General features: G+C 63.8%; 15 protein-coding genes. 12 read left to right on the top strand and 3 right to left on the bottom strand.

All coding sequences use genetic code 11. The annotated features are described in order from the left end of the window. Positions 1-180 precede the first annotated feature (180 nt). Positions 181-603 (top strand): homoprotocatechuate degradation operon regulator HpaR, encoded by a 423-nt coding sequence (gene hpaR / locus PspTeo4_RS11810; RefSeq protein ID WP_322363938.1) that lies wholly within the window; start codon positions 181-183, stop codon positions 601-603. A gap of 48 nt (positions 604-651) precedes the next feature. Here the strand turns inward: hpaR and PspTeo4_RS11805 are convergent, their stop codons facing one another. Next, entirely contained in the window at positions 652-1,572 is a 921-nt protein-coding gene (locus PspTeo4_RS11805) for a LysR family transcriptional regulator (RefSeq protein WP_322363937.1), read from the bottom strand. Between the two features lie 93 nt (positions 1,573-1,665). Between PspTeo4_RS11805 and PspTeo4_RS11800 the strand changes: the two genes are divergently transcribed. The 7 genes from PspTeo4_RS11800 (at position 1,666) to PspTeo4_RS11770 (ending at position 7,648) form a co-directional block, all read left to right on the top strand. Beyond that, the gene (locus PspTeo4_RS11800; protein WP_322363935.1) at positions 1,666-2,613 is read left to right on the top strand and encodes a ketopantoate reductase family protein; all 948 of its coding nucleotides are present in this window, start codon (positions 1,666-1,668) and stop codon (positions 2,611-2,613) included. Further along, entirely contained in the window at positions 2,610-3,008 is a 399-nt protein-coding gene (locus PspTeo4_RS11795; protein ID WP_322363934.1) for a VOC family protein, read from the top strand. Before PspTeo4_RS11800 ends, PspTeo4_RS11795 begins: the two co-directional genes overlap by 4 nt. After that, positions 3,005-3,460, top strand: coding sequence for a MaoC family dehydratase (locus tag PspTeo4_RS11790; RefSeq protein ID WP_322363933.1), 456 nt, complete (start codon positions 3,005-3,007; stop codon positions 3,458-3,460). Before PspTeo4_RS11795 ends, PspTeo4_RS11790 begins: the two co-directional genes overlap by 4 nt. After that, positions 3,457-4,689 (top strand): CoA transferase, encoded by a 1,233-nt coding sequence (locus PspTeo4_RS11785; protein WP_322363932.1) that lies wholly within the window; start codon positions 3,457-3,459, stop codon positions 4,687-4,689. Before PspTeo4_RS11790 ends, PspTeo4_RS11785 begins: the two co-directional genes overlap by 4 nt. Beyond that, a complete protein-coding gene (gene aroE, locus PspTeo4_RS11780; protein ID WP_322363931.1) occupies positions 4,686-5,504 on the top strand; it encodes a shikimate dehydrogenase in 819 nt (272 codons plus the stop codon). The genes PspTeo4_RS11785 and aroE overlap by 4 nt, the downstream gene beginning before the upstream one ends. 4 nt (positions 5,505-5,508) lie before the next feature. After that, the gene (gene aroQ, locus PspTeo4_RS11775) at positions 5,509-5,946 is read left to right on the top strand and encodes a type II 3-dehydroquinate dehydratase (RefSeq protein ID WP_322363930.1); all 438 of its coding nucleotides are present in this window, start codon (positions 5,509-5,511) and stop codon (positions 5,944-5,946) included. A 289-nt stretch (positions 5,947-6,235) separates the two neighbouring features. Further along, complete coding sequence (locus PspTeo4_RS11770) at positions 6,236-7,648, top strand: MFS transporter (RefSeq protein ID WP_322363929.1); 1,413 nt, start codon at positions 6,236-6,238, stop codon at positions 7,646-7,648. Between the two features lie 76 nt (positions 7,649-7,724). Here PspTeo4_RS11770 and PspTeo4_RS11765 read toward each other — a convergent pair whose 3' ends face one another. Together PspTeo4_RS11765 and PspTeo4_RS11760 are read right to left on the bottom strand one after the other, a co-directional pair. Beyond that, positions 7,725-9,512 (bottom strand): IlvD/Edd family dehydratase, encoded by a 1,788-nt coding sequence (locus PspTeo4_RS11765; protein ID WP_322363928.1) that lies wholly within the window; start codon positions 9,510-9,512, stop codon positions 7,725-7,727. Between the two features lie 54 nt (positions 9,513-9,566). Next, on the bottom strand, positions 9,567-10,742 hold the full coding sequence (locus PspTeo4_RS11760) for a fumarylacetoacetate hydrolase family protein (RefSeq protein ID WP_322363927.1): 1,176 nt from the start codon (positions 10,740-10,742) through the stop codon (positions 9,567-9,569). Between the two features lie 117 nt (positions 10,743-10,859). On the opposite strand from PspTeo4_RS11760, the gene PspTeo4_RS11755 reads away from it, so the two are divergent. From PspTeo4_RS11755 to PspTeo4_RS11740, 4 genes are all read left to right on the top strand, one after another. Continuing rightward, positions 10,860-11,807, top strand: coding sequence for a LysR family transcriptional regulator (locus PspTeo4_RS11755; protein WP_322363926.1), 948 nt, complete (start codon positions 10,860-10,862; stop codon positions 11,805-11,807). Positions 11,808-11,907: 100 nt separating this feature from the next. Continuing rightward, on the top strand, positions 11,908-13,491 hold the full coding sequence (locus PspTeo4_RS11750) for an aldehyde dehydrogenase (NADP(+)) (protein ID WP_322363925.1): 1,584 nt from the start codon (positions 11,908-11,910) through the stop codon (positions 13,489-13,491). Positions 13,492-13,584: 93 nt separating this feature from the next. Further along, positions 13,585-14,952 (top strand): MFS transporter, encoded by a 1,368-nt coding sequence (locus PspTeo4_RS11745; protein ID WP_322363923.1) that lies wholly within the window; start codon positions 13,585-13,587, stop codon positions 14,950-14,952. Beyond that, on the top strand, positions 14,949-15,689 hold the full coding sequence (locus tag PspTeo4_RS11740) for an SDR family oxidoreductase (protein WP_322363922.1): 741 nt from the start codon (positions 14,949-14,951) through the stop codon (positions 15,687-15,689). Before PspTeo4_RS11745 ends, PspTeo4_RS11740 begins: the two co-directional genes overlap by 4 nt. Positions 15,690-15,711: the final 22 nt, after the last annotated feature.

The following is a 15,711-nucleotide window of genomic DNA, read 5'->3' as shown; positions in this document are numbered from 1 at the left end:
GGCTTGGCCTTGAATGGGTTTTCCATGGAAGAGATTGCACTTTCCATCGTAAAGGCCGGGAGGTGAGGCCGTTCATCCAGCCGGGCTGGCGGCCCCGCCAGGCGATTGCCTGCACACGTCTTGTCCGTTTCAGCCAATGCCCCTAATCTTGGGCGCTGTAAAAGCAAGGCAGGCCCCCTCATGACCAAGACGCAACCCTCGCTCACGCTGACTCTGCTGCAGGCCAGAGAGGCGGCGATGGCATTTTTCAGGCCGTTGTTGAATGAACACGACCTGACCGAGCAGCAGTGGCGGGTCATCCGCATTCTCAAGCAGCAGGGTGAGCTGGAGAGCCATCAGCTCGCCCATCAGGCCTGTATTCTCAAACCGAGCATGACCGGTGTGCTGAGCCGTCTTGAGCGAGATGGCCTGGTGCGCCGCCAGAAGACCGCACAGGACCAGCGAAGGGTGTTCGTTTCACTCACTGCGAGCGGTGAAGCGTGCTTCGAATCGATGAGAGAAGGCATGGAGGCCAACTACCTGAAGATCCAGGCACAGTTCGGTGAAGAAAAACTTCAGCAACTGTTGGCGCTGTTGAACGACCTCAAGCGCATAGCGCCGTAGGCCAAGGCACCTTTGCCAGTGCTGCTGGTCGAGTGCGCTGGCGATGAGTCATCGGTTGGCCGACTGGCCTTCTGCGAACAACTGCCTCACCACTTCCCTGAGCCAGCGATTGCCTTGGTCCTGGTGGTAGCGTGCATGCCAGTGTTGCTTGACCGTGAACCCCTCCACGGCAAACGGGCAATCGTGCACTTTCAGGCCATGGATGTCGGCAAGCGTCTGGCCGATATGCCGTGGCAACGTCGCCACCAGGTCGGTCGAGCCGACAATCGTCCCCAGCCCGAGAAACGCCGGTAGCTCAAGCATGATCCTGCGCTCGATTCCCTCGCGAGCCAAACCGGCCTCAAGCAACTTCTGGCCAGTTCCAGCACTGACCTGCACGTGGCCTTCGGCGCGATAGTGCGCCAGGCTCATTCCCTTGGTCAGCCGCGGATGCTGCAGGTTACTCAGGCAAACCCAGTCCTGCTCGAACAACATCTGCTGATACATACCCCCACCCAGCCATGGCACGAAACCAATGGCCAGGTCAGCCTCACCCGACTCCAGCGCGCGCTCGGTGTTTCCATCAATTCTCGCCGCTTCCAGGCGAATGCCCGGCGCATGCGTGCGCAAGTGGTTGAGGATGCTGGGCAGCAGCGTGATGTGGCTGGCATCACTGACACACAGGCGAAAACGCCGCTGAGCCGTGGCCGGAATGAACTGCGGCTCCAAGGCCGTCAGCCGGCGCAGCGATTCCAGTACCTCACGGCAAGGTCCGATCAATTGGTCGGCCCGCGGGGTAGGGGCCATACCGCTTGGCGTGCGCACGAACAGCGGATCGTTCAACTGCTCACGCAACCGCGCCAGCCAGATACTGATGGTCGGTTGGCTCTGCCCCAATTGCTCGGCGGCGCGGGTGACGCTGCGACAGTCGTACAGCAGATCGAACAATTGCAGCAGCTTGGGTTCAGGCAGAGCCTCCAGTGCATTCATTATTGTAAATCTCAATAGCTCTATTGAGGTCATTGTATAGCCCAAATAAACCCCGCTGCATAAGGTAGTCGCAAACCACAGGAGGTCTGCGACGTGAAAATCTGCATTCTGGGTGCCGGTGCGCTGGGTTGCGCCATTGGCGCGGCCTTGAGCGAGGCAGGGCATGAAACGTGGCTGTTGAACCGTGGCCGCACGCATGTGGAGGCGATCAACCAGCACGGGCTGCAGGTGCAGGACGAGCGTGGCGAGCGTCAGGTGCGGGTCAATGCGGCCATCGATGCCGAAGATGTGGGCGTGGCCGACCTGGTGATAGTGCTGGTCAAGTCGTTCCACACCGCCGAGGCCATCGCCGGAGCCGGCGCGTTGATCGGACCACACACGTTGGTGCTGTCACTGCAGAACGGCCTGGGCCATGAGGATCTGCTGGCGCAAGCGGTGGGGCGGGATCGGGTACTGGCGGGCAAGACCTACGTCGGCGGCGTGCTGCTGGCGCCGGGTTCGATCCGCGCAGGCGTGGCGGGCAAGCAGACCTTCATCGGTGAGCTCGACGGCCAGCTGACGCCGCGTATTCAGGCGATTGCCGAAGCCTTCAACAACGCGGGGCTGGCCACCACGGTCAGCGACAACATCCTCGGCACCATGTGGGACAAGCTGCTGGTAAACGTCGCCACCGGCGCACTCAGTGGCATCACCATGCTCAGTTACGGCCAGCTGTACAGCGAGCCGCTGCTGGAAACCACCGCCAAGGCCGCAGTGGCCGAGGCCATCGCCGTGGCCGAGAGCGCAGGTATCCGCCTGAGCCTGACCAGCCCCGACGCGGCCTGGCAGCTGGCTGCCGAAGGACTGCCTGCGAGCTTTCGCACCTCGATGCTGCAGAGCCTGGAAAAGGGCTCGATCACCGAAATCGACTTCATCAACGGCTCCGTCGTGCGCTGGGGTCAGCGCCATGGTGTGGCCACGCCGGTCAACGCGACCCTGGTGGCCTGCATCAAGGGCATCGAACGCGCCATGGCCGATTACCAGAAAAGGGACAACAAATGAGCCAGCCGAAAGCCTACCTCGAACACGTGGCGTTCTGGGTCAAAGACATCCAGTGGCATATCCGTTTCTTCAACGAAGTGTGCGGCATGACCATGCGTGAAGTGCAGGGCAGTGTCGAGCAGCCGGCGCAGTACTGGACCTTGGGTGGCCTGCAGTTCATCCACCAACCGGACTTCGCCGGGCCTGAAGGGCGCATGGCGCATCTGGGCATCATGTGCGAAGACCTCGAAGCCACCTTGGCCGCGGCCCAGCGCTTTGCCGTCAGTGAAATGCCCCAGGGCCGCAACTGGCTTCGCTTGCCGGATGGCCTGGCGGTGGAGTTCATCCAGGCACTGCCGGCGGCCAGCGTCGCCCAGGTGCTGGCCATCGACCCACGCGCGCAGGTGCTGGCATGAGCGTAATGGAAAAATACTGGGACGATGCCCGAGAAGGCGATGAATGCATCAGCCCCACCTACACCGTGACACGCGAGCGTATCCTGGCCTATGCCGACCTCACGGGTGACCACACCCCTGTGCATGTCGATGAGGCGTATGCCAACGCCAGCCACTTCGGCTGCCTGGTCGCCCACGGCCTGTTCGGGTTGTCGATTGCCGACGGTTTGAAGACCCAGTGCGACTACCGCTTCCTGCCGGGCATGTCGCTGGGCTGGACCTGGGACTTCGTGCTGCCGATCAAGGTCAACGATGTATTGCACGTGCGCATGCGGGTGGGGGCGATGCGCCCGAGCAACAGCCGTCCGGGTTGGGGCATCGTGGTGCTGCCGTCGGAACTGATCAACCAGCATGGCGAAGTCGTGCAACGTGGCGAGCACCGGCTGATGGTGCCCAGGAGGGTGCAGGCATGAGCCAGGCATTGCCTCTTGCGGGTATCCGCGTGGTCGATTACAGCCACTTCCTTGCCGGGCCCTATGTGGGCCGCTGCCTGGCGGCGCTGGGCGCCGAGGTGATCAAGGTGGAACGCCCAGGCAGCGGCGATGCCGGCCGCCAACATGCGTTCACCCTGGATGAGCAGCAGAGCGGTTACTTCCTGCAATTGAACATGGGCAAACAGGGCGTCAGCGTGAACATGAAGGACCCACGCGGCAAGGCTTTCATGCAGCGCCTGACCGATTCGGCCGACGTGTTCATCGAAAACTACCGCCCCGGCGCGCTGGACAAGCTCGGCCTGGGCTATGCCGAACTGTCGGCACGTAACCCGCGCCTGGTGTACTGCTCGATTTCCGCCTATGGCCACACCGGGCCGGACGCCCACCGCGCCGGCTTCGGACTGATCGCCGAGGCCAAGAGCGGAATCATGCAGATGGTCGGCGTGCCGGGCGAGGCGCCGCCGCTGCTGCGTATCTCACTGGGTGATATGTACACCGGCATCCATGCGGTGGCGGCGATCAATGCGGCGCTCCTGGGCCGGGTGAACAGCGGCCGCGGCCAGCATATCGATATGGCGCTGTACGACACCCTGGTGTCGATGCATGAATACGCCGTGCAGTGCTACACGCTGTCCGACGGCGCCGTGCTGCCAGAGCAGACCGGCCATGACATGCCCACCTCGACCCTTTATGGCGTGTTCCGCGCTGCCGACGGTGACCTGGTGATCGCTGCCCAGGTCGACGATGCATGGCAACGCTTTGCCGTCATGCTCGAAGCCAATGGCGGCCCACCCGGGTTCGGCAGCGACAGTCGTTACCACCGCCTCAATGGCCGTAATGCCCACCGCCAGGCGATTCTGGCCGTGGTCCGCGACTGGGTCGGCGGGCGCAAGGTGGCCGACATCCTGCACCTGCTCGATGGCATCGACATCCCCAGCGCCAAGGTGCAGCGCATCGACGAAGTGCTGGCTGACCCGCAGATCCAGGCGCGCAACATGCTCATCGAGCAGCAGCACCCGCGCTACGGCACCTTGCGCCTGCCCAACCTGCCGTTTCGCTTCTCTGAGTGCGATACCACGATCCATCAGGTGGCCCCTGACCTCGGCCAGCACAACGTCGAAGTGGCCGCCGGGCTCGGTTTCAGCCCTGAAGAAGTCACCGCCATGCAAACAGAGGGTGTGTTCTTCACCCACGGAGATGCACGATGAACGACCGCTATGCAGTGATCGGCCGGCCGATCAACCATACCAAGTCACCCCTGATTCATGGCCTGTTCGCCCAGGCCAGCGGCCAGACCTTGGAATATGGAGCCATCGAAGGCTCGCTGGAAGACTTCGAGGCCCAGGTGCTGCAGTTTCGCAGTGACGGCGGGCTGGGCATGAACATCACCGCTCCGTTCAAACTGCGCGCTTTCGAGCTGGCCGACCGGCGCAGCGAGCGGGCGCAACTGGCGCGGGCGGCCAATGCGCTGAAGTTCGAGGATGGCCGCATCGTTGCCGAGAACTTCGATGGCATCGGCCTGCTGCGGGATATCGAAGACAATCTCGGCGAACCACTGCGCAACCGCCGCGTGCTGTTGCTCGGCGCCGGTGGCGCGGTGCGTGGGGCGTTGCTGCCATTCCTGCAGGCGGGCCCCCGCGAGCTGGTGGTCGCCAACCGTGACATGGCCAAGGCCGTGACACTGCGCAACGAGCTGGACCATCCGCGGTTGCGCATCAGCCGTTACGAGGAACTGGAGGGGCAGGCTTTCGACATCGTGGTCAATGCCACGTCCGCGAGCCTGACCGGCGAATTGCCGCCGTTGCCTGGCGGGGCGCTGGGCGAGACGCGCCTGGCCTACGAACTGGCCTATGGCAAAGGCCTTACGCCCTTCCTGCGCCTGGCCCGGGAGCAAGGCGTGGCGCGCCTGGCCGATGGTGTCGGCATGCTGGTCGAGCAGGCGGCGGAGGCGTTCGCCTGGTGGCGCGGGGTGCGGCCGGACACACGCGCCGTGATCGCCCAACTGACCATCCCGCTGGAGTAGGCCCATGCTTGCCAATGTCCTGATGCTGCACGGCATCAACCACAATATGTTCGGCAAGCGCGACCCGCGCCAGTATGGCACCGCGACTCTGGCCGACATTGATCGCGCGTTGCAGGCGCTGGGTGAGCAGCTGGGGGCGCGGGTCGAAAGCTTCCAGACCAACTACGAAGGGGCCATGTGCGAGCGTATCCACCAGGCCTTGGAAGAGCGAGTGGATGCTGTGCTGATCAACGCTGGCGCCTGGACACACTACAGCTATGGCATTCGCGATGCGCTGGCGATTGTCGAGGTGCCGGTGGTTGAAGTGCATATGTCGAACATCCATGCTAGAGAACCGTTCAGGCACCATTCGGTGTTTGCCGAAGTAGTGCGCGGGCAGATTTGCGGGTTTGGTGTCGAGACCTACCTGCTGGCGCTACGCGCTGCGCTGAAGATGATCTGACAGGGCAGTGCTCATGGAAATGCACGCAACGCCTTGAATCAAAGGGAACCTGTGGGGGCTGGCTTGTCGAGGCACCGCGTTGCCTGTATCGCCGGCAAGCCGGCTCCCACATCTATCGCGACGATCTTGAGAACACTGCAGTACCTGTGGGAGCAACTGTCTTGCTCAGTTTCTAACCAAGCTGCGCGATCCCTGTGGGAGCCGGCTTGCCGGCGATGGGGCCGGTACAGGCCGCACAAGACGCTATCTCCCACAGGTGATCCACCCCCAATCAGAAGGACCTCAAGCCTTGGCTACTCCAGACGTTACCAGCACCTCGCGCCAGGCCACCTGCATCGCCTTGCTGGTCGCCATCACCTTCTTCATGGAAAACCTCGACGCCACGGTAATCGCCACAGCGCTGCCACAGATGGCCAGCGACTTCGCCGAAAACCCCGTCAGTCTGAACATCGGCATCAGTGCCTACCTGCTGGCGGTGGCCGTGTTCATTCCACTCAGCGGCTGGGTGGCGGACCGTTTCGGCGCGCGCAATGTGTTCGCTGGCGCCATCGGCCTGTTTACCCTGGCCTCCTGGCTCTGCGGGTTGGCCACCACCCTTGAAAGCTTCGTTGCAGCGCGGGTGTTGCAGGGCATTGGCGGCGCGCTGATGGTGCCGGTCGGGCGGCTGGTGGTGTTGCGTACCACCGAGAAGAAAGACCTGGTGAAGATGCTCGCGGTGATTACCTGGCCCGGGCTGGTGGCGCCCGTGCTTGGCCCCCCTGTAGGTGGCCTGATCGTCACTCATTTGTCCTGGCCCTGGATCTTCTATCTGAATATCCCGCTTGGCGTATTGGCCCTGGCGGCAGCGTGGTGGCTGATTCCCAATACCTGTTCCAGCCAGTCGCGCAGTTTTGACCTGCTGGGTTTCGTCTTCCTCGCTTCGGCCTGTGCGGCATGGCTGGTCGGCCTGGAGATGCTCGGTTCGCTGGCAGGCGGCAGCCTGGGTTGGGGGGCGGCCTTGGTTGCCGCGGGTGCGCTGCTGACCTGGCTTTCGGTCTGGCACTGCCAGCGCCACCCGGCACCTTTGTTGCCGCTTTCGACCTTGGGCATCGCCACGTTCAGGGCCAGCATTGTCGGCGGCACGTTGTTCCGTTTGTCGATCAGCGCCTTGCCATTTCTGATTCCACTATTGCTGCAGATCGGCTTCGGGCTGTCGCCGGTAGATGCGGGGCTGCTGGTGCTGGCGATCTTCGCGGGTAACCTGTTGATGAAACCGTTCACCACCGGCCTGCTGCGCCGTCATGGTTTTCGCCGGGTGCTGCTGGTCAACGGCCTGATCGGCGTTGGCAGCATCCTGGCGTGCCTGGGCCTGCACCAGGGCATGCCCTGGCACTGGATGGCACTGGTGCTTTTCGTAGGAGGCTTATCGCGCTCGATGCAGTTCACCACCTACAACGCCGTTGGGTTTTCCGAGGTGCCCAAGTCGCAGATGGGCGAGGCGTCGACGCTGTTCAGCATGTTCTTCCAGCTGGCGATGGCGTTGGGCGTGGCGGTGGTGGCGCTGTTGTTGAGGGTGGCGATGGTGGCGCGGGGAGGTGAGGGCGGGATGACGGTGGGTGACTTCCACTGGGCATTGATCGGTGTAGCGGTCATTGCGTTGGTTGCACTGCTGGATGCGGTACGTTTGCCCGGTAATGCGGGGGAGCAGGTACTGAGCCGGTAGATAGGCGGCTTCCGGCCTGTGGTTTGCTCGGAAGGGGGCTGCAGCGCAGCCCCTGTGGTACCTGAGCCTGCAAGGATCAATGCGAATGACGCGGCATGCCGCCTTCGCGGGCGATCACTTTCATGTGCAGCGTCGCAGGCTCCAGGCAACCACCGGTAGACAGTTGCCCCACCAATTGCCGATACAGCTCCTGCCAGGGCGTTTGCGAGGCCGGGATATTCGGCTTCCACAACGCACGGCGGCGCGCGAGCTCGGCCTCGTCCACCAGCAGGTCGACGCGCCGGTTGTTCAGGTCGACGCGCAGCAGGTCGTTGGTCTGCAGCAGCGCCAGGCCACCGCCCACTGCTGCCTCCGGGGACATGTTGAGGATCGACGGGCTGGCTGAAGTACCGCTCTGGCGGCCATCCCCCAGGCAGGGCAGCGAGTCGACGCCACGCTTGATCAAGGCCGCTGGCGGGGCCATGTTCACCACTTCGGCGCTGCCAGGGTAGCCCACCGTGCCAGCGCCGCGGATCACCAGGATGCAGCGTTCGTCGATATCCAGCGACGGGTCGTCGATACGGGCGTGGTAGTCCTCAGGCCCCTCGAAGACGATTGCCCTGGCTTCGAAGCTGTTCTCCTTGCCGGGTTCGGACAGGTAGGTCTGGCGGAACGCTTCCCCGACCACCGACATTTTCATGATCGCACTGTCGAAGAAGTTGCCGCTGAGCACGATGAAGCCGGCGCCGTGCTTGAGCGGGGCGTCATAGGGCAGGATCACGTCACGGTTGCTGGTGAGCGCGGCGCTGACGATTTCGCCGATGCTTTTGCCGCTGACCGTGGCGCAGTCTTCGTGCAGGCGGCCAGCCTTCTGCAACTCGTGCATTACCGCCGGTACGCCGCCTGCGCGGTGGAAGCCTTCGCCTAGGTATTTGCCGGCCGGCATGCAGTTGACCAGCAATGGCACGCTTTCGCCCACACGCTGCCAGTCGTCCAGCGACAGCTCGATACCCATGTGCCGGGCGATGGCGATCAGGTGCGGCGGGCAGTTGCTTGAGGCGCCGAGGGCGGAAGCCACGGCAATGGCGTTCTCGAAGGCAGGGCGGGTCATGATCGATGAAGGCCGGATGTCCTGCAGAACCAGTTCGCAGATGCGCTTGCCAGTGGCATAGGCCATTTGCCCGCGCTCGCGATACGGCGCAGGAATGCTCGCGCAGCCTGGCAAGGACATGCCCAGCGCCTCGGCCAGCGCGTTCATCGACAGCGCCGTACCCATGGTGTTGCAGTGGCCCACCGACGGCGAAGCGGCCGTGGTCATTTCCATGAAGCCTTCGTAGTCGATGTCGCCGGCGGCCAGCAGGTTACGGGCATGCCACAGCACGGTGCCCGAGCCGATCAGCTGGCCTTTGTGGTGGCCATCGAGCATCGGCCCACCCGACAGCACGATGGCCGGCAGGTCGGTGGTGGCCGCGGCCATCAGGCAGGCGGGGGTGGTCTTGTCGCATCCGGTGGTCAGCACCACGCCATCGAGCGGGTAGCCGTGCAGAATCTCCACCAGCCCCAGGTAAGCCAGGTTGCGGTCCAGCGCAGCGGTGGGGCGGCGGCTCTGTTCGGCGATCGGGTGCACCGGGAATTCCATGGGGATGCCACCGGCATCGCGAATGCCAGCCTTCACCCGCTGAGCCAACTCGATGTGGTGGCGGTTGCACGGGGTCAGGTCGCTGCCAGTCTGGGCGATGCCGATGATCGGCCGGCCCGATTGCAGTTCTTCACGGGTCAGGCCGTAGTTCATGTAGCGCTCGACATAAAGCGCGGTCATGTCCGCATGGCTCGGGTCATCGAACCACTGCTGGCTGCGCAGGTGGCGCTTGGGAATATGGCTCATGTCTGGCTCTCTCTTGTCTTTATAGGGCGCATCTTGGTGTTGCCGGGCACAGCGTTACAGCAAACCTCGGGCAGCGAGGTTGCGCATCAGCGCACCTACCCCAAAGGTCCAGGGCGTGGCCTTGTCGCTGTGGCTCACCTCATTGTGCAAGGCGCCAAGCAGGGGGCTGGAGATACTAACCCGGTCACCTGCCTTGTGGGTGAAACCTGCGCCAGGGTGGTCGCGGTCCTCGGTGGGCGCGAACAGCGTGCCGAGGAACAGCAGGAAACCGTCGGGGTATTGGTGGTTGCCGTTGAGGGTCTGGCGCACCAGGTCTTCGGGGTCGCGGCTGATCTGGTTCATCGAGCTGGTGCCGTTGAGCACGAAGCCATCGGTGCCATGCACTTCGAGGCGCACCACGCAGTTGCGCACGGCGTCCAGGTCGAAGGCTTCATCGAACAGGCGGATGAATGGGCCGATGGCGCAGGACGCGTTGTTGTCCTTGGCTTTGCTCAGCAACAGCGCGCTACGCCCTTCGAAGTCGCGCAAGTTGACGTCGTTGCCCAACGTCGCACCGTGGATACGCCCACGGCTGTCCACCGCCAGAACGATTTCAGGTTCGGGGTTGTTCCATTGCGAGCCGGGGTGCACGCCGATCTGGCTGCCGCTGCCCACGCCCGCCAGCACCGGGGCCTTGGTGAAGATCTCGGCGTCCGGGCCGATGCCCACCTCCAGGTATTGCGACCACAGGCCTTGCTCGATCAGCAGGGCCTTGAGCGCCATGGCCTGCTCGGAACCTGGCTTGACCGCGCGCAGGTTGTCGCCGATGACCGCGCACACGGTGGCGCGCACGGCTTCGGCACGGGCGGCGTCGCCACCGGCCTGCTCTTCTATCACCCGCTCGATCATGCTGGCGGCGAAGGTCACCCCGGCGGCCTTGATCACTTGCAGGTCGAGCGGTGGCAGCAGGTATGCACGCGTCGGGTCCGGCTGCCCGGTGCTGTTGGCCAGCAATGCTTCGAGGCTGCCGACGAAGCGGCCAGGGGCGGCCCGTACGGCCTGCAGCGGATGTTCGCTTTCGAGCAGTTCACTCAGGGTGGCGAAGTGCTCGGAAAGGTCGAAAACGCCGTCTGCGCGCAACGCGATGGGAGAGGGGCCGGCTATGTCACCGGGGATCCAGGCGCGGCCGATCAGGGTACCGGTCAGGCCATCGTCGGGCAGGGTATTGGCGGGCGTCAGGGACAGTGGCATCGCAATGGATCCTTTGAGTGCTGAAAGCTGCACGCTAAGGTCGCACCGCGATAAACTCCAATGGCATATTTTCACTAATCGATAACAGTGGGTTATCGCAGAAGAAGGCTAGCCACCATGTCCGACCTGTCGTTCTCCCATGTATGCAACTGGCTCAAGTTTCGCCACCTGCTGCTGGTCGACACCTTGGGCCGCACCCGCAACATGCACCTGGCCGCGCAGCAGATGAACCTGAGCCAGCCGGCCATCAGCAAGATGCTCAAGGAAATCGAGAGCCTGCTCGGCTTCGCCCTGTTCGAGCGCCAACCGCGCAGCATGCCGCCCACTGCGCTGGGTGAGCAGGTGCTGCGCTATGCCCAGGTCGCACTCAACGATGCGCGCAATTTCGTCGACCAGATCGACAGCCTGCGCCAGGGCGGGCATGGTCACTTGCGGGTGGGCGGCATCTTCGCCGCCACGGCGGTCGCGCTGCCGGATGCCATCGTGCAGATCAAGCAGCGCTGGCCGTTGCTGTCGATCGAAGTGGTGGAGCAGACCAGCGACCACCTGATGGAGATGCTCGACGAGAAGACCTTGCACCTGGCGGTGGCGCGGTTCACCGACGATGCCCAGCGCCAGCGCTTCGACTTCCAGCCGGTGGCGCCTGAACCGTTCTGCTTTGTGGTCAATGACCAGCACCCGCTATGCGACCAGGGGCCTGTCACCTTGCAGCAACTGTTGGAATGGCCGTGGATTCTCTACCCCAAAGGCACGCCGATCCGCGCCAGGATGGAACGAGCTTTCGCCGAAGCCGGCGTTGCCGTTCCGCGCAACACCATCGACACCATCTCGATGCAGACCTTCCTCAAGGTGCTCCAGGGCGGCCCGATGGTCGGCATGCTGCCCCAGGCCATGGTCGAGCCGCACCTGGCCAGCGGCAGGCTGCGCAGTCTGGACACCCCGCTGCACCTGGAGCCACAGGACTACGGCATCCTCACCCGCAAAGGCGAGGAACTCACCGGCGCGACCCTGGAGTTCGCGCAGATTCTGCTAGCCGATGCGCGTAAGGCACGGGAATCTCGATAACCAACCGTTATCGAATGATCCACAAATGCCATTGGGAAAGAATCGCTTGCCGGCCTAGATTAGCGACCAGTGTTTATTCCCGCATTGCCAAGGAACGTCCATGACTTCAAACGCAGGTCAGCAATTTATCGGCGGCGCCCGTAGCGGCGCTGGCCAAGCGAATTTGCACAGTGTCGACGCCCGTACCGGCCAAGCACTGCCCGGCGCGTTCTACCAGGCCAGCGAGGGCGAGGTCGACGCCGCCGCGCAAGCCGCTGCCCAGGCCTACCCCGCCTATCGGGCGCTGTCGGGGCAGCGCCGGGCCGAGTTTCTTGAAACCATTGCCGAAGAACTCGATACGCTCGGTGAGGACTTCATTGCCCTGGTCAGCCGCGAAACAGCGTTGCCAACGGCGCGCATCCAGGGGGAGCGGGCACGCACCAGCGGCCAGCTGCGGCTATTTGCCCAGGTGTTGCGTCGGGGTGATTTCCACGGTGCACGAATCGACCGGGCACAACCCCAGCGCACCCCTCAGCCGCGTCTCGATATTCGTCAGTGCCGCATGGGCCTGGGGCCGGTCGCGGTATTCGGCGCCAGCAACTTCCCCCTGGCATTCTCTACCGCTGGCGGCGATACCGCTGCCGCATTGGCGGCCGGTTGCCCGGTGGTATTCAAGGCGCACAGCGGCCACATGGCCACTGCCGAAAAGGTCGCCGAGGCGATTGTCCGGGCTGCCGAGCGCTGCCAGATGCCAGCGGGTGTGTTCAACATGATCTTTGGCGCGGGCGTTGGCGAAGCGCTGGTCAAGCACCCTGCGATCCAGGCCGTGGGCTTCACCGGTTCGCTCAAAGGCGGGCGGGCGCTATGCGACATGGCGGCGGCGCGGCCGCAGCCGATTCCGGTGTTCGCCGAGATGAGCAGCATCAACCCGGTAATCGTCCTGCCGCAGGCGCTGGCTGCCCGTGGCGAGGTGATTGCGGGCGAGCTGGCCGCCTCGGTGGTGCTCGGCTGCGGCCAGTTCTGCACCAACCCGGGGTTGGTGCTTGGCGTGCGTTCGCAGGCGTTTGGCGCATTCGTCGAACAGCTGCAGGCGCGCATGGCCGACCAGCCTTCGCAAACCATGCTCAATGCCGGCACGCTGCGCAGCTATGCCAAGGGGGTCGCCGCACTCAAGGGGCATGCCGGCATCCGCCATCTGGCCGGTACCGAACAAACCGGTGAGCAGGCCTGGCCACAGCTGTTCCAGGCCGATGCCAGCCTGCTGCTCAACGGCGAGCCACTGTTGCAGGAGGAAGTATTCGGGCCCGCCACGGTGGTGGTCGAACTCGCAGATCACGATCAACTGTTGGCAGCGCTTGCGGCATTGGGCGGGCAGCTTACCGCCACCCTGATCGCCGAGCCGCACGAACTGGCTTGTGCGACCGACCTGGTGGCGCTGCTCGAACACAAGGCGGGGCGCCTGCTGGTCAACGGTTACCCAACTGGCGTCGAGGTGTGTGACGCGATGGTGCACGGCGGGCCTTATCCGGCCACTTCCGACAGCCGTGGCACCTCGGTCGGCAGCCTGGCCATCGACCGCTTCCTGCGGCCTGTGTGCTACCAGAACTTCCCTGATGCGCTTTTGCCAGAAGCCCTGCGCGACAGCAACCCGCTGGGCCTGCTGCGCCTGGTCGATGGCCAGCCAAGCCGCGACCCGATTCGCTGAACCGCCGTACTGCTCCACCACCGGGCGTGGCGCGCCCGGTGCCCTGTCGATAACAACAATCAGGCATGCTCGACATGCCGAGGGGCTACAACCATGCACAACCCATCCACATCGCCGGCCGCCGCGCCGGACTTCGAAGACCGTACCTACCGCAAGGTGATCCTGCGTATCCTGCCGATTCTGCTGTTGTGTTACATGGCGGCCTACCTTGACCGGGTCAACATCGGCTTCGCCAAGCTGGACATGCTCAACGACCTGCAGTTCAGCAATACCGTCTACGCCCTGGGGGCCAGCGTGTTCTTCTGGGGCTATTTCCTGTTCGAAGTGCCGAGCAACCTATTGCTGCATCGCTACGGTGCGCGCTTCTGGATTGCCCGCATCATGCTGAGCTGGGCCATCATTTCCATGGCTGTGGCCTTCACCGTGCCCCTGGCCACCTTCTTCCATGTCGAAGCCAGCACGATGTTCTACGCGCTGCGTTTTCTGCTGGGCATCTGTGAAGCCGGGTTTTTCCCTGGGGTGATCCTGTACCTCAACTACTGGTTCCCCACCCACCGGCAAAGCCGGGTGATGTCCGGGTTCCTGATGGCCATGCCGGTCAGCCTGACCCTCGGTGGCGTGCTGTCAGGCTGGCTGATGACCAGCTTCAACGGTTGGCACGGCCTGGCCGGCTGGCAATGGATGCTGTTGATCGAAGGCCTGCCTTCGGTGGTGATGGCGGTGATCGTCTTCACCTGCCTGTGCGACAACATCGACAAGGCGCACTGGCTGTCGGCCGAGGAAAAACAGCTGCTCAAGGCCAACCTGCAACAGGACGGCGAGGGCAAGGTATCGCGCCTGAGCGAGGTGTTCTTCAACCCACGGGTGTGGCTGCTGGTGTTCATCCTGCTGACCTTCAATACCGGGTTCTACGGCCTGGCCTTCTGGATGCCGTCGATCATCAAGAGCGCAGGCATCACCAGCACCTTCGAGATCGGCCTGCTGACCGCGATTCCCTATGGTGTGGCGGTGATTGCCATGCTGCTCAACGCGCGCCATTCCAACCGCACCGGCGAGCGTCGCCTGCATGCTGCGATACCGGCTTTGATCGGCGGTTGTGGGCTGATCCTCAGTGCGTGGTTCTCCAGCAACCTGGTGTTGTCGGTGCTGTTCCTGACGGTGGCCGCTTCGGGTGTGTTGAGCCTGATGCCGATCTTCTGGACCTTGCCGGGCACGGTGTTGTCGGGCGTGGCGGCCGCCGCCGGGATTGGCATGATCAACGCGTTCGGTAACCTCTCTGGCTTCACCGGCTCGATGATCACGGCAGTGGCCGAGAACCTCACCGGCAACATCAACAACGGCACCTACGTGCTGGGCCTGTGCCTGTTCGCCAGCGCCTTGCTGATCATGGCCATTCCGGCCGCCATGCTCGGCCGCAAGCAAGATGCGGCCGAGCCGAAACTGAAACTGGAGGCCGCATGAACCTTGCGGGCAAGCGTGTACTCATTACGGCAGCGGGGCAGGGCATTGGCCTTGCCAGCGCCCAGGCCTTCGCCGCCGCCGGTGCCGAAGTGGTCGGCAGCGACATCGCCATCGACAACCTGTTGCAACAGCCTGGCATCGAGGCCCGGCTGCTCGACGTGACGTCGACGTCGGCCATCGAGGGGCTGCGCGACGAACTGGGTGATATCGATGTGTTGTTCAACTGCGCGGGCTTCGTGCACAGCGGCGCGATTCTCGATTGCGACGAGTCGGCCTGGGAGCGTTCGCTGGCGATCAATGTCACGGCGATGTACCGCACGATTCGCGCGTTTCTGCCGGGCATGTTGCGCCGTGGTGGTGGCTCGATCATCAACATGTCCTCGGTGGTTTCCAGCGTCAAGGCGGTGCCCAACCGCTTCGCCTACGGTGCCAGCAAGGCGGCGGTCATTGGCCTGACCAAAGCCGTGGCGGCCGACTACATTGGTCAGGGCATTCGCTGCAATGCAATCTGCCCCGGCACGGTCGACTCGCCCTCGCTGCACCAGCGCATCGCCGCCCAGGCACTTGCCCAGGACCGCACCACCGACGAGGTCTATGGACAGTTCATCGCTCGCCAACCCATGGGGCGCCTTGGCAGCGCCGAGGAGATCGCCCAGTTGGCGGTGTACCTGGGAAGTGATGCTTCGGCCTATACCACCGGTGGCGTGCACCTGATCGATGGCGGCATGAGCCTTTGACCCTTTTGAATTGAAACTGGAG

The sequence above is a fragment of the Pseudomonas sp. Teo4 genome, from assembly GCF_034387475.1.
Taxonomy (GTDB): domain Bacteria; phylum Pseudomonadota; class Gammaproteobacteria; order Pseudomonadales; family Pseudomonadaceae; genus Aquipseudomonas.
This window is presented reverse-complemented; position numbering and strand designations above follow the sequence as displayed.